This window comes from Leptolyngbya sp. AN02str (assembly GCF_050565595.1).
Taxonomy (GTDB): domain Bacteria; phylum Cyanobacteriota; class Cyanobacteriia; order Elainellales; family Elainellaceae; genus Kaiparowitsia.
This window is the reverse complement of the sequence record NZ_JBNXVR010000014.1, coordinates 117,596-138,532: the sequence shown is the minus strand read 5'-3', so window position 1 is coordinate 138,532 and position 20,937 is coordinate 117,596. Positions and strand designations below refer to the sequence as shown.

Below are 20,937 nucleotides of genomic sequence, written 5' to 3'. Positions count from 1 at the left end.
TCGTGTTTGTGGTGTGGGGTGGGGAGATCCCCCCCCCCCCCACAACACCAATGCGTGAGTCCAGTAAAGATCTCAGGACTTACGCCCTGCATCCGAAAAACCAGGGGATTGCAATGATGGTTGAAGCGCTTATCGTTCCAACCATCATTCGATTGCGGCAGTCCTGGATTTGTTTTTGGAAGAACTTGATCGTGACCAACGTTTTGAACTCCATTCCATACTGCAATCACAGCTTTGATAAAAGGCCCGATCTGAGCTGGAGCGAGGCCGCAGCAATCTTTATTGGCTTGCCCTGGTTCAAGAATTTTACGGCTCAACGGATAACCTCCCAGGTTGCTGTTTTATCAAACAATTCTTGACAGAACAGGTGAAACTTTGTTCCTCAACATGGGCATACAAGTTTATGAAGATGGTGAAAGGCTCTTTTTTTGGCTCACCAATGATCCAATCTGCCTCGATTGAGCACCTAGCCTCGCTGCTCAGCCTGGTCAAACCCGCTCCCTCCGCCTTTTTGAAGAAAACCAGCTGCGAGTTCTGAAAATCGCGAACACTCTCAGAAATCTAAATTAATATTTAGGCAGTGGCCGCAGCTCTTCTTCAACCATTGGGTAATGATGGGTTGCCCATCACTTCAGTTCGTGCAGCGCTGTCTTTCAAGTTGCGCCCACGCAGCTGCATACATTGGCACGCTATCGTCGTAGGAACTCCGTCAGGTGACTTCTCAACAAGCACAGATTCAAGAATTGCTGAATAGTATAGATGCGGTGTTGAGCAAGACCGGCCCTCGATTGCCTTGGTTTGGGGGCGCAGAAACCGAGCAACAGCGTCAAGTTTTAGAGCAGACCCGCAATTACTTGCGATCGCTTCAGCAACAGCAGCAGTCTCAAGCGATCGCCACCACCACACCATCTGCCCCTGCTCAGGCCAATGTTTCTGTTGAGTCGGCGCAGCAGGTTTTGCAAGCGGTGCTGCAAGAGATGAGCTACTTGCGGCTAAACGTGATGCAGCCCATGCGGAATGATGTGGAGCTGTTGCGTCAGCAGCGCGAAAATTTGCTGCGGGAAGTGCGTGAATTAGAAGCCCAGCGCCAGCAATATGCCCTACCCGGCCAAACCGTGAACCAGCAGCAACTCATCAACGATTTTCTACAAACGTTGATGACACGGCTACAGGACAACCTCAGCAGTCAGGTCATGCAAACCATTGGCAATTTGCCAAGCCAGACTGCGCTGAGCCAATCCACCAGCGAGTCCCAGCCTCTACTACCGGGCGATCCTTTTCCCAGCAGTTGGGCTGCTGCCGAACAAGCCAGCCTGTCTCCGGCAGAGCGGTTAGCGCAGCTTCAGCAAATTCAGGCTCAGTCTGATCAACTGCTGCTCAAACTAGACAGCACCCTGCGCGTCATTTTCGACTCACTTCAGCGCAATATTCAAACGTATCAAGACTCGTTGGGCCAGGGCCTCGACAAAATGCACAGCCTGGGCCAACAGGGTGAAGCGATGTTCAGCACGCTGATCGATCGGCTGGCGCAACAGCTTGGGCAAGAAGCCTCGAACTATTTGCAGTCGTCGATGAATGCAGCTGAATGGCGCGAGCCCAACCAGCTCACGCCCGGAGCTACCGCCAACGTGCCCACACCGCCAGAACCCGATGCGATCGCCGAGCTTATTTCCGATGACGAACTCGACGAAATTGATGTCTTGCTCAACGAACTCACCAGTTCCACCGTCATTCAGCCAGATTTGGAAGATGATCTGGCCGATTTTGCCGAGCTTTCCAAGCCATCCAGCCGATCAGTCCCACCTGCCGCAGCCCCCAGGCCCCAGGCAGAACCTGAGTTTGATTGGGATGCCTTAGACCTATCGACTTCGCCCATGACTGAGGGCGATGAAGACCTCACCATTTTTCAGGTAGATGAGTCGCGGCTCATCATGCCCAACGATGAAGATCTCACGGTTTTTCAAATTAACGAAGATATTTTGGCTCAGCGAGCGACTGCATCCGATGATGGGTTTGACATTGAGCTGGGTGATTTTGACAACAGCTTAGATCTGCTCGATCAAATCACGACAGGACTCACCATGGGTCGCGAGGCGGCACAGCTGGAACCGTTGCCCGAAACCATTGACGTAGAAGCATCCGTTACGGAGGCCAAGCCCCCTGTTGCCGAAGAAATCGATGAGGTTGACGAGCTGTACAACAGCTTGTTTGGACTGGATGTGGGCCTGGAAGCGGTGGATTTGGCAGAGCCACCCGTCGACTCTCACGTCGCCGATGGCGGAGCCGACTTAGGGGCCGACTTTTTGGATGAGCTGCCAGTTGAGGATGAAAGCGCTGCGGATGCAGGAGTTTTCTCTGATCAGCCCGCCTCAAGTCATCCTGCGATCGCCGATGAAGCCGCTACAGATGTAACCCACATCAGCCATCTCGAAGCCGAAATTGGGCAGGAAGCGGATCTCGATCTTGAGCGGGAGCTGTTTTCTGGTTTAGCCGATCTGTCAGAGCTAGAGGCCGACAGCCCCGAGGAGCCTTCAGCCATCATCGAAGCCAGTCCTGCTGCCGACCCAGCTTTGCAGGAACCGGGTGCTGCCCCTCAATCGTTTGAGCAGGTGTTGTTCGATGAACCTGTTCCCGAAGCCAGTGACGACGAGACATTGCTCCTCGATACAGCCGCCGCGTTTGCTGGCGGCACGCGCCCAATTGAAACCATTACTTCGCTGACCGATTTGATCACGCTGACGGAGCAGGAGCGATCGCTCTCTCTGCCTACCACGAGCGATCGCCAGGATGAAGAGAGCTACATTGCCGCATCTCCCGACGAAGATTTGCTGGTCACCGAGGAGCAAGCGGTTGAGGCTCCCGTCGATTTTGAGATTGCATCCGAAACATTGCAACAGCTAACCGCCGACCTCTCCAGATTAGAAACCGAAGGTGCGGTGGCCGATGCTGCCGAAGCAGACACCCCGGTATCGCCTGAGCCAGCCGAGCAGCTAGTACCAGAACCCAACCCAACCCAAGAGGCGTCTCCTGAGTTCGCAGATATTCCGCTTGTCCTAGATGCAGAAAATGTCAGCCCAAACACTGATTTGAGCTTGCCGCTATCTACCGAAGCTGTCATGCCGGAAGATGTGCTGCCCGATGGCATGGAAGAATGGCCGCCCATGGACATCAGCGACGAAACTGACTTGGACTTTGGGTTTGCCGAACCATTTTCCCCACCATCCCCCGCCATTGATGACGAACGAACGCTTGATTTGAGCGAGCTAGCCCCATTTCCGGTTTCGCCTGCCAGCTCCGAGTCTTCTGTGACTGATGTGCAGGTCAATGCTGAAACCTCGGAGGCGATCGCTCCCATTGAACCCACAGAACCCGCTGCAGAAACAGTCACAGAGCCAGCCGATTTTCCAGCCGAGTTGGACTCTTCCCAAACAGCACTCACCCTCGACGAGCTGACCTTTGACACCGATGAGCCGGGGTTACAGTTAGACGATGCATCCCTGGCGGATACCGACCCATTCGACACCCATCCGTTAGATACAGACTCGTTAGATACAGATCTGTTTGACGAAACCGTTTTTGAAGAAGATCTGGTTGATCCAACCCACACGCTGACACCTCCTTCCGATCTCGAAGGGCTATTTGACAATGTGGAACTGTTCGATGTTGATGAAACAGACTCGGTTTCTAACCCTACCGATATCGAGCTGTTGGAGGTTTCCGATGAAGTCAACCCCTTGGCAGCCGAAGATGAACCAGGGATTGAAGCAGTTGAAACACCAGAGGCGATCGCACCTTCTAGCCTAGAAGAACCCACTGCGGCTCTATCCCTAGACGAACTCGCAGATTTATTATCGGATGAGCCGCTAGCCACTACGCCTGTCCCCCCGCCAGCTGCTGGTAGCAATCTGTCTCGCCTTGCAGCACAATTTGCTGAAAGCGAAAGCGAGGCCGATACCTTTGCATTCTTGTCGGGCGAATCTGCTGATGCATCGCTCGAAGAGTTTGCGCTTTCCTTTGCCGAAGATACCGAAGATGATGAGGCGATCGCAGAACCAGCTTCGCCACCATCCTCCAATACATTCACCCTTGAGGGATTGGGCAGTCTGTTCGAAGATTTGCCACCCATTGAGCCACTATCCTCTCCCAAGTCACAGCCTCTAGAAGCAGAGCCTCTGGAAGCAGACTCAACCCCCGAAGCAACCGCTAAAACAGCCAATACAACCCCAAACAGCGACCTCAACAGTTCACCACCGCCCAGCTCTTCCCCGCTTGAAGCTGAGGCCGGTGCATTCGGTTCTACCATGCCCCCCGTCTCACCCGAAGACGAGGGAAAAAAAAAAGAACCTACCCGCAATAAGCCGCGCGGATTTGGCGGCGGTCTCGCCGAACGAAACAAGCGCCGCCGATGAGTCGGGCGATCGCACCAATTTTGTAGCCGACACATTGGATGATTTGTCGGCATCGTTTGATGTGGCGCGTCCAGCAGCACCCAATGTGGAACCCAAGGACCGCATCGACCTAACCCTTGCCGACCTTTCCACCGATCTCGATGCCTACAGCATTGGCAGCGAGGCGATCGCGCCCGTGGATTTTTCCTCAGGTTCCAACAAGCCCGCCGATACCGTGCTGGATTTTGCCAACGACCTCGCCCAGCCGCTTCCCGGTCTACCCTCTAGCGCACCTGTTGATGAACTATTTCCTGACTTTGGTGCAGCAGAGGCCGTTTCATCCCAGACCCCTCAACTCACCGTCGGCGATCTCACGGCAGCGCTCACAAGCGAATACCAGCCAGAATTTCCCCTCGCGCCATCTCCAGAGGAGGAGCAGTCCGCAGCGTCCTCTCCATCCGTTGATGATCTGTTCTCTGATTTTGGGACGACCGAGGAGAGTCCTTCCCAACCTTCGCCGCCTACCGTTGCCGACCTTGCTGCTGCTCTCACGGGCGAGTTTGAGCTAGAGCCAGAACCAGAACCAGAGCTAGAGCCCCAGCCAACCAATGAGGCAGTGTTTCAGGCAGCATCCCCTCAGGAAGCCGACCGCCAAGACTTAGAGGCACCTGATGATGAGCTACAGCCTGATCTGGCGTTGCAGTCTGATCTGGCGTTGGATACAGAACTCACGCCAGATGACTTGGCGGCAGATTTTGGGTTGGCCACAGAAGACGAGGTCATGGCGGCTGTACCGCCACCGCCACCCGAGTTGGTAACGTCTGAGGAGCCCACCTTAGGAGACCTCGCGACCGAGTGGCAAGCTGAGCCAGCAGGCCCTCCTCCGCCAGAAGCGCTACCGCCGATTGCGCCCCTTGAAGAGGCTCAGGAACCCGCTGAGCCAATGGAGCTAGACGCGTCAGCCACAATGGAGGACTCGAGCGACCTTGAGAATTGTGAACGCTCGGAACCAGCTTCGTCTGATACCCCTGATCCGGAAGCTTTTACACAAAGCTTGACCTTAGAGGATTTGAACGAAATCTTGGGTTCAACATCCCATCCGCCTGGACTGCCCAATGAGGAACCAGGCACAGAGTCGGATGATCGATTGGGGAACCTAGCAGAACCCATTCCAGACTCAGGTGATGAGCCAGATTCAGCAACAGAGTTGGGCGATCGCGCCTCTGAGGATGCATTGCTGGCAACCAACGATCCAGAGTCCGAGCCAGAAAACCGTGACTTTGAGCGATCGGCAGCGTTTGACCTGTTTTCAAATCTCGCTCCAGAGCTGCTGGAGGATATGCCATCCGGGCTCGACAGTTTTGAGGATGAGGGCGATCGCCCCAGCCTGTATGCCCCCGATCTCGACTCCGAATTCGAGTCAGACGTTCCCGACGTCATTGACTCAGAACTAGACGAGATTTTGGAGCAGTTTCAAGAGCTAGCCGAAGTTGAAGACGATAGCCTGTCGATGCTGCGCCTAGCAGAAGAAGATTTGGACGATGTGCTGCCCGTCCTGCCCGATCCGCTGGAAGAAGATCTATCGCTGGAGGCGGTTACTCCATCGGGTCGGCCCCCCTCCATGCCCGACCTCAAGCGCTGGTATTTGGGAATTGATGTGGGCACCACCGGCATTTCGGCTGTGCTGCTCAATCGCGATACCTGCGAGCTGTTTCCGATTTACTGGCTGGCGATCAATCGCAGCAATGCCCTGGCCAATCGACCCGCCACCTCCAACAAAACCTTCTGCCTCCCGTTTGAAGTCGTACGTATCGATGCGGAAAGTGCCACCGCCCGGGTCACCTTGCCCTCGATGGGCGCTCGTCAACCCGATGCAGATTTGAATACTCTGCGAGGCTTTAAGCCCTTTTTGCGATCGGGCGTATCGTACTATCTGCCGAGCGAATTGCGCTGGGAGCCTGTAATTCAGTGGACAGATACCCAACCATTGCCGCTGAGTATCTTGCAGCAGGGAGTTCGGGTCCTGCTAGCCACCCTGGCCTGCGCCGTGCCTGCCCCCGCAGCCAACCAAGATGTTGTGGAGCGCGTATGTGGAGCCGTCGGGCTCGATGAGCGCGCTTTGCAAGCCGCTCTACAGCAGCTCTCTGCAGTCATGGTGAGCTATCCCGCCAACTGGTCAGACACTTACACCTTCAACCTGCGGGAGGCGTTGCTGGCAGCCCGTTTGGTAGCCCAACCTGAGCAAATTTACTTTGTTGAAGAGTCGATCGCCACGTTGCTATCAGAATTGCCCAGTGGCGACGGACGCAGCATAACTTTACCCGCTGGCTTGAGCCAAAGCCCCGAGCTGTTTGGCGCAAGCTGGCGCGGCAATACCCTGGTCATCAATGCTGGAGCAACAACGACGGAGTTGGCTCTGGCCAATGTGCCCACCCAACTACAACAGTTGGCCCACCGCGATATTTTGACGCGATCGCTCTCCTATGGAGGCCAAGCCCTAGACCAGGACATTTTGTGTCAGCTCATTTATCCCGCCTGGATTCGGCAAGCCCACCAAAGCCATGGCGAATCAGCCCAACCGCAATCGCCCGAGTCGTCTCGCTCCACCGCATCAGCTGTCGAGCCCACCTTTGCCAATGACCTGGGGGCGATCGCCGATCCCTGGCGCATGATGCGATGGGAACTGTTGACACTCCCCATTGTGGGCGATCCCGACATGGTCAATCGCTATCGACTCCAGCGGCGACTGCTCAGTTCCGATGTGGGCACCAGTTTGCTGGAAGCGGCCCGCTACCTCAAGCTATCGCTCCAGCAGCAAGAACGCATCACCCTAATCATTGGCGGCCAAACCATCACCATCACTCGGCAAGATTTGGGAAGCCGCGTCCTGCTCCCCTACATCCAACGCCTCAATCGCGAACTGAACACCCTCCTGACCCAGGCAGGCAGCGCCGTTCTAGGAGTGAACCAGGTCATTTGCTCGGGGGGGACAGCGTCTCTCCCTGCGATCGCCCGTTGGCTACGGCAAAAGCTCCCCAACGCCACCATCATTCAAGACACCTACGCCCCACCCACGCATCCCAGCGATCATCATTTGCCCGTGTGCAGCCGAGTTGCCTATGGGCTCGCTGCCGCTCCATTGCATCCCCATGTCTTGGATTTGGCACGGCACCAATACAGCGACTACTTCTTGCTGATGGAACTGCTGCGGGCCTTTCCCGATGCACCCATCACCGTTCCCAGCTTGATGCAAATTTTGGAACGGCGCGGCATCAAAACGCAGCAATGTCAGCCTCATATTTTGGCGCTGCTCGAAGGGCACTTGCCACCGGGTCTGATCCCCGCCGAACGCGATGGCTACCTGCTCACCCTAGAGTCGCAGCAAAACCCCGACTACAAGGCCCTGCTGGCAGCTCCCCTGTTTTTGCGAGAGGGAGATCAAACCTATCGCCCCAATCCGCAACAGTGGGCCATCCTGCGTCGCTATCTCGACACCATCCTGTCAACAAGTCACCAAACTCTGAGCGAGGCGCTGCCCATTACACTGGAGCTTGGCGTGATAGCTGAGCCTTAAACCCAGCCCCCAACGCCACCAACCCCACAATGACTGCGGTGCCAATTCCCAATGGGCTGGGAATCCAAAAAATTGCTTCGATGTGGTTGGTCTCCCCCGCTTTGAGCGTCCAGGTGAACCGCCGCCCCAATCGATCGATTTTGGGAATCAGGCTATCATCCAGCGATCGCCCACCCCACGGCGTATTCAGGCTAAACTCCATCTCTAACAATGCTCCTGGGCTGACCAGCACCGTCCCATCTGGCGACAACACCCCAAGCGATCGCAAATCCACGTCATAGACCAGGCGATTGCGCTCCACCAACAGCAAATTACTTTCACGCAGGCTCAGCTTCGAGGCGATCTCTGGCACCGCAACACCGCTTTCCTCACCTGCATCCTCGTCCGATAGCGCAGCAAAAAATTGATTGAACTTTTGGGTAAGTTCACTACCGTTGTTAAACGGAATCGTGACCACCAACTCCTGCTGATTGGGCCGACGAATGCGCCCACCCAGTTTTTTAGCCCGCTGCTCTAGCGTCGTCAACCACACCTTAGCCTGACTATCTCCCCGATTGGCAATGGGCTGCCCCACCCGAATGCGCTGCACAATTTCCCCATGGGTTTGGCTTGCGTAGTTGATGCCCACATCGTAACGAATGCAGCCCGACAGGCCGAATAGGGCGACCAGAATGAAGAGGAGGGAGAGGAGGCGTTTCATGTAGGGAGGGAGTAGGGAATCGGGAGTCGGGGCGAGGAATTGGAGGTTCGGGAGAATCTGCTGTGGAGAGGCTCTCCACAGCCGCACGGCTAGGCAGGAGGGCAGGAGGTCGGTTAGCCTCGCAAACACCCAAGCGGCGAGCCCAAGCTAGCGGCCAAACCAAAAGAGCCCGCCTAACAATAGCGCGATCGCCCCCAAAGCGGCCCACACAAATCCATTATCTTTCGTATTCACTTGGCTCAGGTCAAGCGGGGGCAAATCTTGTGGGGCTTTTTGTTTGGGCTTGGCCGGTCTAGGAGTGGCAGGCTTGTTGATGTAAGCTTTTTGGCTATCGCGATCGCCCTCATCCAAATTTTCCAAGTCGGGAATTTGCGTGAGCCACTCGGGGCGCGTTTTGAGCCGGGGTGCCTTGAGAATGTAGAGAATGCGCTTGGCTTGTTGGCGAGTACCCAGGTTAGGATGCCGCGTCATAATGTCGCACAGGGCGATCGCTTCCTGGTTTTGGCCTGCCGCCTCATAGGCCGACACCAGCCACATCTGCATTTCGCCACCCAGGGCTGTACCCCGCTCAACTAGGGCGATCGCCCCCTGCAACAGCTCAATCGCCTCGCGATACCGCCCGCGCTCAAATGCATCGCGCCCAGCCATGTACTGCGTCTGCGCTTTCGCTTTTTGCTCTTGTTCCAGCCGTTCCTGCTCTTGCTGTTGCTCCTGATTCTGTTCGTTGTCCTTCACAACACAATTCCCGTCACCACCTTTCCAGCATAGCGACTCAGCACGAAGCCCTTCCTCAAACCTTAGAAGAAACTTGAAACTTGCCCAGGGTATGACACATCGCTCACCCTAGCGCTTCGCCCTCATCTCATATATCCCGACGCTACAATCATGCTGCCAATCCCCGCATCTGTAAAAATTTCGAGCAGCAACGCATGAGGCAAACGACCATCAATAATATGGGCTGCACGCACTCCCTGCGCGAGCGATCGCACACAGCAGTTCACCTTGGGAATCATGCCGCCCGACACCACCCCGGTATCAATCAAGTTGCGTGCTTCCTGGATATCCAGCTTGGGAATGAGGGTCGTGAGATCGTGGTAATCTCGCAAAATACCTGACGTATCCGTCATCAAAATCAATTTTTCGGCTCCCAAGGCCGCTGCTAATTCACCAGCCACCGTATCAGCATTAATGTTGTAGGCTTGGCCGTTTTCATCGGCAGCAACGCTCGACACAATTGGGATATAGCCTTCGCGCACCAGCGAACCCAAAATATTAGTATCAATGCTTTGAACTTCGCCCACAAAGCCGATATCATCTCCGCCCTGAGGCCGTGCCTTAATTAAATTGGCATCTTTGCCACACAGCCCTACCGCCTTGCCACCGGCCTTATTCACCAGCGCTACCAATTCTTTATTCACTCGGCCCACCAGCACCATTTCCACCACATCCATGGTGGGTGCATCGGTAACCCGTAACCCATTTTTGAACTGAGGCTCAATGCCCAGCTTGTCCAGCCAGGAATTAATCTCTGGCCCACCGCCATGCACCACCACCGGACGCAGACCGACACAAGAGAGAAACACAATGTCGCGAATGACAGTTTCCTTCAAATTACTGTCCTTCATGGCAGCGCCGCCGTACTTCACCACAACGGTGCGTCCGGCAAACTGTTGGATGTAGGGCAACGCCTCGCTGAGGACACGGACACGCGTAGCTTCGGCTCTTTCGATGTATTCGCTGGTGAGCATGGCAAGGGGAGGACTGCAAAAATGAACTGATGTGAAGTTTAGCAGGAGTGGCCCAGGAGCTGTCATCTGTTCAGGCTGGAATCCACAGCCTCAGACACAAACATTTTCTAACCTGTTAGATCATGCGATCGCGATAACCTGGATACCTCAAGGGTTGTAGTTTTTGGCAGCGCGTCCTCAACCCATTCACCAAATTTGATTCTTTAAGCCTGACAGGACTTACGCAAGTCTACTAAATCTGGTGTGTTGGTGTTGTGGGTAGGGTGCTTCGCACCCTACCCACAACACCAATGCGTAAGTCCAGCCTGATTCTTGTCGGTATTTTGGTGAACTTGCCTGAGGCGATCGCTAGGGTAAGTCTTCTCCAGTAGAAGCCATCCAAATCGAGAACCATTGCTCGCGCGTTAGGGTCAAATCTATGGCCTGAACAGCAGAGCGAAGACGCTCTAATTTGCCGCTTCCCAAAATTGGCACAATGTTGGCTGGATGGGTGAGCAACCAGGCGATCGCCACTTGATCTGAATGAGCATCCAATTCCTTAGCAACCGTTGCCAGAGCCCTTTGCAGCCGCCAAGCTTGAGCGCTCCTCCCGGCAAACAAACCACCGCCGCCTAGGGGCGACCACGCCATTGGTGCCATTTGCAATCGCTGACACTGATCCAAGGTACCGTCTACAAAGGCAGACAACTGCATCACCGATATTTCCAACTGGTTGGTGACCAAGGGAAAATCCAGCCGAGACGCCAACAACTCCACCTGGCTGGGCAAAAAGTTTGACACCCCAAAAGACAATACCTTACCTGCCTCTCGCAGTTTGGTAAAAGCACACGCAACCTCATTAGCATTCATCAACGGATCGGGCCGATGAATCAACAAAACATCTAAATAATCGGTATTCAATGCCTGGAGGGAATGCTCTACCGAGATCATGATGTGCTCGGCGCTGGTGTCGTAACTGTGAATGCCATGGTGCGGTCGGTTTGGAGAAACGAGCTTGATGCCACATTTGCTAATGAGCTGGATGCGATCGCGCAATCCAGGCTGTTTCTTCAGCGCTGCACCAAACAGTTCCTCGCACGTGTAGTCGCCATAAATGTCAGCATGGTCAAAGGTTGTTAGCCCCATCTCCAAGCAAGCTTCAATCCAAGTTCGAAGCTCATTTGCACTCAACTTCCATTCTGCCAGCCGCCAAACGCCCACCGCCAAACGAGAACACAATGGCCCCTGAGGATGCAGACGCAGCGAAGGAAAATTCATTTCAACAACCGATGATTCTTTCAACAAGCAACTCGTCATGCAGGGTAGGCCATCCAAACAAGCAGTCCAATTTTGTCAATTTTTAAGCTGTTTAAACATCATCCCTGTGACCCATCTTTTCATCCAACAGACCAGAGATAATTAAATTAGGCAGCATTGTTGAGTTTCTATCATCGCGCTTCATCCTATTTCAATTAACATCCTGTAATCGAAGCTGTTGTTCATCCTTCAGAAACTCATCAGTATTTCGATATTCGACAAGCACTCAATAAGCACCCAAAGACCTAAGTGCGATTCGATACCAGATCAAACTTTAATTCTCATCATTGATTAGCCTGCGGTCTTGTTGTTATTTGATCGTCCGTTAATTGTCCGTCATGCAATCAGGCAAATGATTCTGTGTCGTTCAAGCGATCGCTGTTCTCATTCAGATCCACGCATCAATCAACACGTAAAACCATCCAAAATCAGTATGAAAAGCCACTGCCAGGAGACGAATCATGGGTACCAAAATCATCAATTCAACCTTCTCAGCAATTCAGCATGAGGTTGCAGTCGTTCTTGAATCGTATCCCCATCATCCTTATCAACAAGCCTTTTCGATTCCCACATTGCGGCAAGAGCTGATGACCTATGTCATGAATCATTTACCGGGGCATTACCAAGTGGTGGACGACACTCAATCAGATGTCATGGATTGGCATCAGGATACGATGTTGGCCAAGCATCAGGATGATATGGATAACATCATTCACCAGGGAATTGAACAAATCTTGCAGAATCATTCTGCTTGGGTTGAGCATCACATTCCTGCTTCCATGTCTGCAGGGGTTCTATCATCCACCTGGTTTGGCTAGGGCATTGAAGCTCATGTTTGAACCTCACGTTTGAACCTCATCGAGGAGCAAGGCCACAGCGCAGTGGTCATGGAGGATTCAAGGATGCGATCGCCCATCGGTCGGTCTGCCAAGTCACCTAGGAAGGCCAGCATAGAAGATTTCAGCACAGCGCAAGAGCTCAAGGCATGCCCACAAAAGGTACGCCTACAAGATGCAGCTGTAACAGTACAGATGCATCTGCACGACAGCACCTATCTCGACTGATTCAGGCTGCATCCCCATCACAGAAACCACCGGAGGTGATTGCGACCTTGGGGGTTCGGTTCTACACCTAGGCTTTCAGCCAACCTTCTCGTTATCGTCTTAATAGAAATCACGATTCATCAGGGTATACTTCCTGTGGATAAGCTGTGAATCTCTCGATTTCGAAGATCTAACAGTTGGAGAGCCTGAGCACGTGTTCAAGTGGTATTTGCCAACATTAAGCGAAATCGTTGCTCAGGATGTGTTAGATACCGAAGCAACGGGTTCCATCTCTCAACGTCGGGTACGGGCTGAGCAAAGCTGGAGTGGGGCGATCGCAGCCGTCAATGTCTTGTTGAGGGCACAATTTGCAAACCAAGCTCCCTGTGCAGAGGCGTCTCAATGTGGGCTCATCCTGTCGGGGCCAGTTCCCGTATTGGAGCAGCCAGAGAAGCTGCCTGGGCTATCTAGCTGGACTTTTACAAGTAATCCCCTCTGGGCCAATACCTGGATGCCGTTTCGCCTGTTACCTGAGCACGGTAAGCAAACGGTTCTCAGTCAAGCTGCCGCTTCCACGGTGCCGCTAGTTCCTAACGATCCATTGGGGACTGAGCAGTTTTGTTTAATCATTACCGACAAGCTCAGTCTGGTCATGGTGTTGGGAGATGACCTCGACGGCAACCCAGCATTTCTATTTTCGTTTGACCCAGCCATTATTGAACAGTCTTGGAATGCGCTGCGAGCCCGGTTGCTGTTTATGAACTCAGCAATGACGCATCGGCTCGAAGACTTAGTACAGCGTTTTTTCCCACGTCAGCCCGACTATCGCATTGTGACTCAGTTTAGTCGGCTCATGGTGTCCTATCTTCCTGAGGCAAGCGACTGGGCTCCTGAGCATATTTCAGGCAGTGCGCAATCGGTAACTCGCACCTCATCCCCCAACAACATCGAACCTGTGGTGCCTGTGCATCAGCTCGATTCATCGGGAGATGAGCGATCGCTTGAGGCCTTGGCTCAACAATCTCAAAGTTTTGACACGGAGCTGTTGCAAGCGCTAGTTCACGAAATACGCACGCCTCTCACCACGATCCGCACTCTTACTCGACTGCTGCTCAAACGCAAAGATCTGAGCCCCGATGTGCTGAAGCGGCTCTCGATCATTGACCAGGAATGCACCGAGCAAATTGATCGGTTCAACCTCATCTTTCGGGCAGTTGAGCTGGAAACGGCTGAGATTAAGCAGCCAATTTCGCCACTAGCACCCATTTCGCTAGCTCAAGTATTTCAGCAAAACGAACCACGGTGGCAGCAAATTGCTCAGCAGCGTAGTCTCACGCTCAACTTAGTGCTGCCTCACAACTTGCCGATGGTCGTTACCGATCCCACCATGCTCGACCAGGTGCTCACTGGGCTCATCGATCGAATTACCCAAACCCTACAGCCAGGGAGTCACATGCAGCTACAGGTATCGCTTGCGGGACACCAGCTCAAACTTCAATTTCAATCGCAGCCTCAAGCCACATCCAGCCGAGAATGTGGTGCCAAGGGCTTTAACCATCCAGTAACACCACTCAAGTCACTGGGTCAATTGCTCATGTTTCAACCCGAGACGGGCAGCCTTAGCCTTAGCCTAGGCGTAACCAAAAACTTGTTTCAGGCTTTGGGTGGCAAGCTGATTGTTAAACAGCGGCCAGAACAAGGCGAAGTGCTAACCGTTTATCTTCCACTGGATAGCCGCAAGGGCGACGATTAGCAGCCTGGGGAACGTGATGGGAATTAGAACTGGGATAAGGCGGCGATCGCTCTAGAAGCCTATTCCAAAACTAGAGACACGAACCTGAAGGCAAATTCGCTTCTTACCAGAGGTTCACGGAATAACCGTGATTTCACTGAAATATCTTTCATGGTCTCTTAATTCCTCTTAACAATTCAGACCTTCTGCACGAATAGTTTTTAGGAAGAATGAACCATTACGCAACTTCATCGTGCAGTGGTTTATACAGACGGTTCATTCATCAATTTTGAGCCACATAGTTGTAGGTCAAGCCGCCTAAGTCTTAAATGCTACATGCAGCCTTTTTTTGGAGTGAGATCTTCTGCCCAAATTTCCTCTTGAAAATATAAAGCGGGTGATGTTCTAGACATGCGGACCATCACCCACAAAGCGCTGCACGGAGCTGAGCAACGCTTATCACCAAGCTTCAAGAAGTCTAAGCAAGCAGCCATCGTTCAGCATCAACCCTAAAGCTCTGTACCGCCCACCGTACGCGCAACACAGAGTTTTAGGGTCTGTTTTTTTAATGGCGGCAAGGAGCCTACATTACAGGATTTCACTCCCTAAATTTGCTGCAGGTTTAAAGAGCGATCGCCCATCAAAACTAGGCTTAATCAAAGCTCGGGATCATATCTCTCTAGCGATAGACAAAAAAAGTTTTGATTGGGTCTGAATTGTATCCATACGAATTACTAGAAAATACGGACGTTTGCATCGAGTTTTATTGATGGAAAGTATGAAGACGGCGATCTATAGGGCGACTAGAATATGAAGTTTGCGTATATTCACGAGCTTGGCGGTTATTCCACATTTGGAACTGGGATACTCTGAGGGTCAAATACACTGACACACACTAGAGCCCTGTAGGCTCTGTAGGGCAATTGCGAGAATGCTGGTTGCTATGACCAATCGCCCAGCAAACTGGCTTAACCTTTTGGTTTATGAGCCTAGCAGGTTGCTCTACATTTCGAATTCTGAAGGACAACATCATGCCCTCCCCACAACTATCGCCAGAATTCAAACTTGACCTTCGTTCACCCGGATCTGCCAAACTGCGACGGGGAGCCGCAATATCCTGGCTACGAGTTTTCACGTTGCTTTGCCTTGATGTCATTGCCCTTTCGGTGGGCTGGCGCTTGGCTAGAGCAATCGGTACCCAGATGAATTCTCCATGGACAGGACAAGATGGCTTTCTGTTCCATCTCGTAATTGTTTTCGTTGGAGTCGGGGTGATTTCAGCTCGTGGGCTTTATGCACCTGGAGATAAGCGTCGAGACTATCTTGGATTGGTTCAAGCGATCACGCTGGCAGTCTTCATCATTTTGCTGACAGCGTTTCTCTACGATCCCAATGAGTTTGTTTCTCGATCAACATTTCTCTTATTCTGGTTTTTCTCGGTTTGCTTCGTATGCTTAGGGCGGTTTTTTGTTGATGCAAGCGTGATGCGATCGCGCGCCAAGGGTGCCATTCGCTATCCCGTGTTCATTATTACCGACGAAAGTCGTGAACAACATTGCAATCTGGTTGCCCGCGAAAATCGCTACGACATTCTTGGAGTTGCTGACAGCCGCTGCCTAGACCGCGATCGCCGCAACGAAACCCTACACAAACTTCAAGAATTGGGCATTGCCGAGATCTTTGTTTCTTGGGAAGCGATTAAGAATCGCATGTTTGTGTGCTGGCATTTCCAAACAGCAGGCATTACCGTTCATATTTTGCCCAATGGTGCAGAGCCCGTTCTCCCCAAGTCAGAAATGTGGATCATTGGCGGTCAGCCCTCGCTGACTTATACGCCTCCTGCCATCACGGGCACTGACTTTTGGACGAAGCGTTTGTTTGACTTTTTTGCATCTGCCGCCCTAATTTTGGCATTTTCGCCCATCCTGATAACCATCGGTCTTTTAATTCGGCTTGACTCACCAGGGCCTATCTTCTTCCGGCAAGTCCGGGTTGGCTTACACGGTCGCCACTTCAAAGCCTGGAAGTTTCGAACCATGGTGCAGAATGCCGAAAAGTTGCAGCGTGAACTAGAGGCCAGCAACGAAATGAAGGATGGAGTGCTGTTCAAGATGAAGCACGATCCCCGGGTAACAAAAATCGGCGGATTTCTGCGTCGCTACAGCCTCGATGAACTTCCACAACTGTTCAATGTGCTGATGGGTGAAATGAGCTTGGTTGGCCCGCGTCCCCTACCGGTACGAGATGTGGAGCGCTTCTCTGAATATCACTACCTGCGGCATGAAGTGCTGCCTGGTATTACTGGGTTGTGGCAGGTTTCAGGCCGTTCTGACATTACCGACTTTGAGCAGGCGATTGGTTTGGATGTTGCCTACATCGAAAACTGGTCGCTCTGGCTGGATCTCAAAATTCTGTTTGATACTGTGGGGGTGGTTTTGCTCAAGAAGGGTGCCTACTAAGCCTGCTTGGCAGCGATCGCTCTCCCTTGCGTCCACATTTCCCTATCCTGCCAATGACGCACAGGAACTGAAGACAGCTACATACACGGTCTTGAAAAGAGGCACTGCAATACCAGGGCCTCTTTTTTGGATTGAGCTGATGGATGGAGTTTAAGCGCGATCGCCCAGCGTCTCAACCATGAGTTCCCTTGCCCAGACCATACTTGGTTACAGCTCTAGCCATGGGGATGGTTGCACACCCCAGTCGATGGCTATTGATGAACTAGTAACGTCAGGACTTACAAAGTTGAATGATGTTTGGGGCGCTAGGCACGCCAAACATCATTCAACTCCCTAATTTTTCGGAGGCCAGACGCGATCGCGCTTGAGCCAGGGCAGCCTTTACCTGCTCGAAGCCGGTTCCGCCGTAGCTATTTCGAGCAGCAACAACCGTCTGTGGAGCGATCGCCTCATAAATATCCGCTTCAAAGGCAGGATGTAGCGCCTTCCACTCATCTATCGATAGGTCTTTGAGCAACTTACCCGCTGCAAGCGAAGCCTTGACCACCTTACCCACCAAATTGTATGCCTCACGAAAGGGGACTCCCTTCGCAGCCAGGTAGTCGGCAACATCCGTTGCATTGGAAAAGTCTTCAGCAACGGCCTGAGTCAACCGCATAGGCTGAAACTCCAACCCCTCTTCCATCAAAATTGTCATCGCTTCAAGGCAGCTCTCTACGGTTCTCACCGCATCAAACAAAGCTTCTTTATCTTCTTGCAAGTCTTTGTTGTAGGCCAGCGGTAGCCCTTTCATCAGCACAAGCATGCCCTGCAAATGGCCAAACACTCGGCCCGTTTTGCCGCGCACCAATTCAGGCACATCGGGATTTTTCTTTTGCGGCATGATGCTGGAGCCGGTAGAGCAACTATCTCGTAGTTGAATAAAGCGAAACTCTTCCGATGCCCACAAAATAATTTCTTCTGACAGGCGAGACAGATGCACCATGATCACGCTAGCCGCCGCCAAAAACTCAATGGCAAAGTCGCGATCGCTGACACCATCCAGGCTGTTGCTATACACCTGCTCAAATCCCAACAGCTGTGCCGTATAGTGGCGATCAATGGGAAAGGTGGTGCCAGCCAGCGCACCGCAACCCAAGGGAGAAATATTGACCCGTTTGAACACGTCACCAAGTCGTTCCCAATCGCGCTGGGCCATATCTACATAGGCCAGCAAATGGTGAGCCAGACTCAGGGGCTGGGCACGCTGCAAGTGCGTGTATCCCGGAATCAACGTTTCAACATGCTGTTCCGCCTGGGTTAGCAATACCTGCTGAAATGTCCGCAGTCGCGCTTGTATTTGCTGAATGTGGTCCCGCAAATACAAACGAGTATCTGTGCCCACTTGGTCGTTGCGCGATCGCGCAGTGTGCAACTTTTTCCCGACATCTCCGACCAACTCAGTCAGGCGACGTTCCACGGCAAAGTGCACATCTTCCGATTCCACCCCGGGGGTAAACGCTCCGGCGCGATACTCTTGCCGAACTTGCTCTAGCCCCTTCACCAGTTGCTCGCCTTCATCGGCAGAGATGATGCCGGTATGCGCCAACATACGGGCATGGGCCTGAGATCCGGTAATATCGTATTCGATCAGTTCAATATCAAACCCAATACTGGCATTGAATTGGGCGATCGCAGGGTGCAATGCCGATTCAAACCGTTGACTCCAGGTTTGAGAAGAAGAAGATGGCTTCGATGTACTCAATGGTGCTAACCCTAAACAAGTTGTGCAATGAAACCGACAAGGAGTTGACAAACTGGCGTTTCTATTTCGCCAGAAGGATCAGAGGGGCGATCGCCAACCCAACAGCAACAGCCATCGGCGCAATTCACCGTAGGTTGACTGACCATTCGCTGGCCCTCTGGTCTCGGCAAACGGTTTCCACGTCACCTTAGAACCTCTTGCAAGCGATTGATCATGCCAAGTTCCAGCGCAGGTCTGCACCGTTGAGCAACGAGCCAACCCAGATCTAATAGCTCGTCAGTCCGCGAATCAAATAGCCCAACACAATTCCGACCAACAGTGCCCACACCTGCCCTGATTGAATGAAATTGTTGAAGGCACTGCGAACGCCAGCAAACACATCAGTATCGAACTGGCCCTGGGCCAGCAAACTCCCAAAGCCGTGGTCAATCTGAACCTGTAACAAATCCACACCAGACCCATGGGGCATCGATCCCCATATATCAGCTACCACTGCAAGATTGTGATGCATGAAGTCCAACAAAATCATCGGAATCTCCCACCAGGAACCTATGAATGAAGACAGGGCTATGTCGCCTGCACAGCTCAGCCCAACACCTCATTTTCAGCTGTGTATTCAGCAAGAAAACCCAATGTTGGTAAAGCTAGCCGCTCAAACCAGAGCTTTGGGCGATCGCCCAATGGCTTGCATCATGCCAGCTCAACGGTAATGCTGAATATTACCTCAAGGAAGCATTAGAAGCATCCTAAGGGTACAGCAAAGCCAAGGCAGATTGGAATAACCATATCGCTTTTGTTTGCGATTAAGCCTGAATTTGCATGACGATTAATGTCATGTCGTCTTCGTGCTGGCGGCCTTGGCCCACAAACTGCTGTACCTGCCCAAACAGGTAATCCAAAATGGGCTGTGGCCCGTCACAATGCAGGCACGCCCGCTGAAAATCTTGCAGCAAATTTTCTTCGTCGTAGCGATCGCCGCTTTGATTGGCCGCATCGGTAAAGCCATCGGTGTAGTAAATCAGCGTATCGCCCGCCTCTAGCTGAACTTGAGCATCGTAATATTGGGTGTCAATATCTAGACCAATCAACATACCCAACGTATCCAGCCGTTTAACGGTCTTGGTTGCCGCTTGCCACAATAGCGGTGGGTTATGAGCCGCATTGCTATAGCTCAGGGTGCGCGTCTCTGCGTCATATTCTGAATAAAACAGCGTCACAAACCGATTCGAGTTTTCCAAATCGGCATACATAACATGGTTCAAGTGCTGCAAAATACGCGATGGGGAGTGTCCGTTCAACACTTCAGCCCGCAGCATCCCCCGTAGCATCGTCATGATCAGGCCAGCCGGAACGCCTTTGCCCATCACGTCCCCAATGGTAATGCTCCAGCGGCGACACTCATCGTTACCCTTCTTAGATCGAATTTGATCGTAGTTGGCCGGAATAAAGTCGTAATAGTCACCCCCGACTCGGCTAGCCGTTTTACACAGGGCCGCCAGCTCCACACTAGGGATTTTGGGACATTGGCGAGGCAATAGCTGAAGCTGAATTTCTGCCCCAATCTCAAGCTCGCGATCCAGGCGCTCCTTCTTGCGCAGCTCAACTGTCAGCTCATCGTTGGCGATCGCCACAGCCGTTTGGTCTGCCACCAATCGCACCAACTTTTGCCGAGTTTCGGTCCACTCATAGGCTGGGTCATGGCTAAACACATAAAGCCGACCCCGCTCTACATTTTTGGCCAAAATGGCTGTTCCAAATAGCTGCATCCCAGGCCCCAAAAAGTGGCTCACCTGGTTATCCAACGTGGACGAGAGCTTGCTCCCCGTAAGCGCCGCTGCTCCAGCTACCGTAGTTGCAGCGGTAAGCTGGCGGGTTGCCGTTTCCATGGCCTTGCGGACACTTTGCGACTGCCGACTATCCTGACAGTGCACTTGCTCCAAGCGCATTTGGCCATTCGGGCGAAACAGTATTAGGGCTCCACCGTCGGCATCTGTTACCCGACTGGCAATCAGTGGAGTCAGTTCTAGAAATTGGTTGAGATTGGTAAAACTACGAAGCGCGAATCCCAGAGAACTCAGCAAGTCCTGGACTTTACTGTGTTCTCGGTGCAGGCGTGACACAACCTCCTTCAGGGCAAAGACAGGAGTGATGTCTGGAGAGGGACTCCCGCCAGGCAGTTCTGGTTGTGATGATTTTCGAGGAACCGGTGCAGTCGCCATAAATGCGAGAGGTTATACCAGAGTAGAGTCGAGC

The 20,937-nt window shown here is 52.8% G+C and carries 14 protein-coding genes; 7 read left to right on the top strand and 7 right to left on the bottom strand.

Annotated features, from left to right (window positions below; genetic code table 11):
* The 3 genes from ACQ4M4_RS13280 to ACQ4M4_RS13270 all read left to right on the top strand — a co-directional run.
* A partial coding sequence (locus tag ACQ4M4_RS13280; RefSeq protein WP_430684967.1) for a hypothetical protein occupies window positions 1-359 on the top strand: 359 nt, incomplete at its 5' end.
* 354 nt (window positions 360-713) lie between these two features.
* The gene (locus ACQ4M4_RS13275; RefSeq protein WP_430684966.1) at window positions 714-4,409 is read left to right on the top strand and encodes a hypothetical protein; all 3,696 of its coding nucleotides are present in this window, start codon (window positions 714-716) and stop codon (window positions 4,407-4,409) included.
* Window positions 4,369-7,962, top strand: a complete 3,594-nt coding sequence (locus tag ACQ4M4_RS13270) for a hypothetical protein (RefSeq protein WP_430684965.1) — start codon at window positions 4,369-4,371, stop codon at window positions 7,960-7,962. The genes ACQ4M4_RS13275 and ACQ4M4_RS13270 overlap by 41 nt, the downstream gene beginning before the upstream one ends.
* Here the strand turns inward: ACQ4M4_RS13270 and ACQ4M4_RS13265 are convergent.
* The 4 genes from ACQ4M4_RS13265 to ACQ4M4_RS13250 form a co-directional block, all read right to left on the bottom strand.
* Window positions 7,928-8,662, bottom strand: coding sequence for a DUF3153 domain-containing protein (locus tag ACQ4M4_RS13265; RefSeq protein ID WP_430684964.1), 735 nt, complete (start codon window positions 8,660-8,662; stop codon window positions 7,928-7,930). The genes ACQ4M4_RS13270 and ACQ4M4_RS13265 overlap by 35 nt on opposite strands.
* Before the next feature lie 147 nt (window positions 8,663-8,809).
* Window positions 8,810-9,397, bottom strand: coding sequence for a tetratricopeptide repeat protein (locus ACQ4M4_RS13260; protein WP_430684963.1), 588 nt, complete (start codon window positions 9,395-9,397; stop codon window positions 8,810-8,812).
* A gap of 122 nt (window positions 9,398-9,519) precedes the next feature.
* Window positions 9,520-10,410, bottom strand: a complete 891-nt coding sequence (gene argB, locus ACQ4M4_RS13255; protein ID WP_430684962.1) for an acetylglutamate kinase — start codon at window positions 10,408-10,410, stop codon at window positions 9,520-9,522.
* Between the two features lie 348 nt (window positions 10,411-10,758).
* Window positions 10,759-11,667, bottom strand: coding sequence for an aldo/keto reductase (locus ACQ4M4_RS13250; protein ID WP_430684961.1), 909 nt, complete (start codon window positions 11,665-11,667; stop codon window positions 10,759-10,761).
* 500 nt (window positions 11,668-12,167) lie between these two features.
* Between ACQ4M4_RS13250 and ACQ4M4_RS13245 the strand changes: the two genes are divergently transcribed.
* The 3 genes from ACQ4M4_RS13245 to ACQ4M4_RS13235 all read left to right on the top strand — a co-directional run bounded on the left by ACQ4M4_RS13245 (window position 12,168) and on the right by ACQ4M4_RS13235 (window position 16,940).
* Window positions 12,168-12,524, top strand: coding sequence for a hypothetical protein (locus tag ACQ4M4_RS13245; protein ID WP_430684960.1), 357 nt, complete (start codon window positions 12,168-12,170; stop codon window positions 12,522-12,524).
* Between the two features lie 439 nt (window positions 12,525-12,963).
* Window positions 12,964-14,502, top strand: a complete 1,539-nt coding sequence (locus ACQ4M4_RS13240; protein ID WP_430684959.1) for a sensor histidine kinase — start codon at window positions 12,964-12,966, stop codon at window positions 14,500-14,502.
* 1,010 nt (window positions 14,503-15,512) lie between these two features.
* Window positions 15,513-16,940 carry a sugar transferase gene (locus ACQ4M4_RS13235; protein ID WP_430684958.1) on the top strand — a complete coding sequence of 476 codons (1,428 nt, stop codon included), beginning with the start codon at window positions 15,513-15,515 and terminating at the stop codon, window positions 16,938-16,940.
* Between the two features lie 325 nt (window positions 16,941-17,265).
* Here ACQ4M4_RS13235 and argH read toward each other — a convergent pair whose 3' ends face one another.
* Both argH and ACQ4M4_RS13225 read right to left on the bottom strand, forming a co-directional pair.
* Entirely contained in the window at window positions 17,266-18,684 is a 1,419-nt protein-coding gene (gene argH / locus ACQ4M4_RS13230) for an argininosuccinate lyase (RefSeq protein ID WP_430684957.1), read from the bottom strand.
* A 265-nt stretch (window positions 18,685-18,949) separates the two neighbouring features.
* A complete protein-coding gene (locus ACQ4M4_RS13225) occupies window positions 18,950-19,153 on the bottom strand; it encodes a hypothetical protein (protein ID WP_430684956.1) in 204 nt (67 codons plus the stop codon).
* Window positions 19,154-19,235: 82 nt separating this feature from the next.
* Here ACQ4M4_RS13225 and ACQ4M4_RS13220 point away from each other — a divergent pair, with 82 nt between their 5' ends.
* On the top strand, window positions 19,236-19,394 hold the full coding sequence (locus ACQ4M4_RS13220; RefSeq protein WP_430684955.1) for a hypothetical protein: 159 nt from the start codon (window positions 19,236-19,238) through the stop codon (window positions 19,392-19,394).
* Between the two features lie 93 nt (window positions 19,395-19,487).
* On the opposite strand, the gene ACQ4M4_RS13215 is transcribed toward ACQ4M4_RS13220, so the two are convergent.
* The gene (locus ACQ4M4_RS13215) at window positions 19,488-20,903 is read right to left on the bottom strand and encodes a SpoIIE family protein phosphatase (RefSeq protein WP_430684954.1); all 1,416 of its coding nucleotides are present in this window, start codon (window positions 20,901-20,903) and stop codon (window positions 19,488-19,490) included.
* Window positions 20,904-20,937 lie beyond the last annotated feature (34 nt).

Coding starts and splice junctions, on each gene's coding strand:
- ACQ4M4_RS13265 (WP_430684964.1), bottom strand. CDS start 8,662: ATGAAACGCCTCCTCTCCCTCCTCTTCATTCTGGTCGCCCTATTCGGC.
- argB (WP_430684962.1), bottom strand. CDS start 10,410: ATGCTCACCAGCGAATACATCGAAAGAGCCGAAGCTACGCGTGTCCGT.
- ACQ4M4_RS13250 (WP_430684961.1), bottom strand. CDS start 11,667: ATGAATTTTCCTTCGCTGCGTCTGCATCCTCAGGGGCCATTGTGTTCT.
- ACQ4M4_RS13245 (WP_430684960.1), top strand. CDS start 12,168: ATGGGTACCAAAATCATCAATTCAACCTTCTCAGCAATTCAGCATGAG.
- ACQ4M4_RS13235 (WP_430684958.1), top strand. CDS start 15,513: ATGCCCTCCCCACAACTATCGCCAGAATTCAAACTTGACCTTCGTTCA.
- ACQ4M4_RS13225 (WP_430684956.1), bottom strand. CDS start 19,153: ATGCCCCATGGGTCTGGTGTGGATTTGTTACAGGTTCAGATTGACCAC.
- ACQ4M4_RS13220 (WP_430684955.1), top strand. CDS start 19,236: ATGAATGAAGACAGGGCTATGTCGCCTGCACAGCTCAGCCCAACACCT.
- ACQ4M4_RS13215 (WP_430684954.1), bottom strand. CDS start 20,903: ATGGCGACTGCACCGGTTCCTCGAAAATCATCACAACCAGAACTGCCT.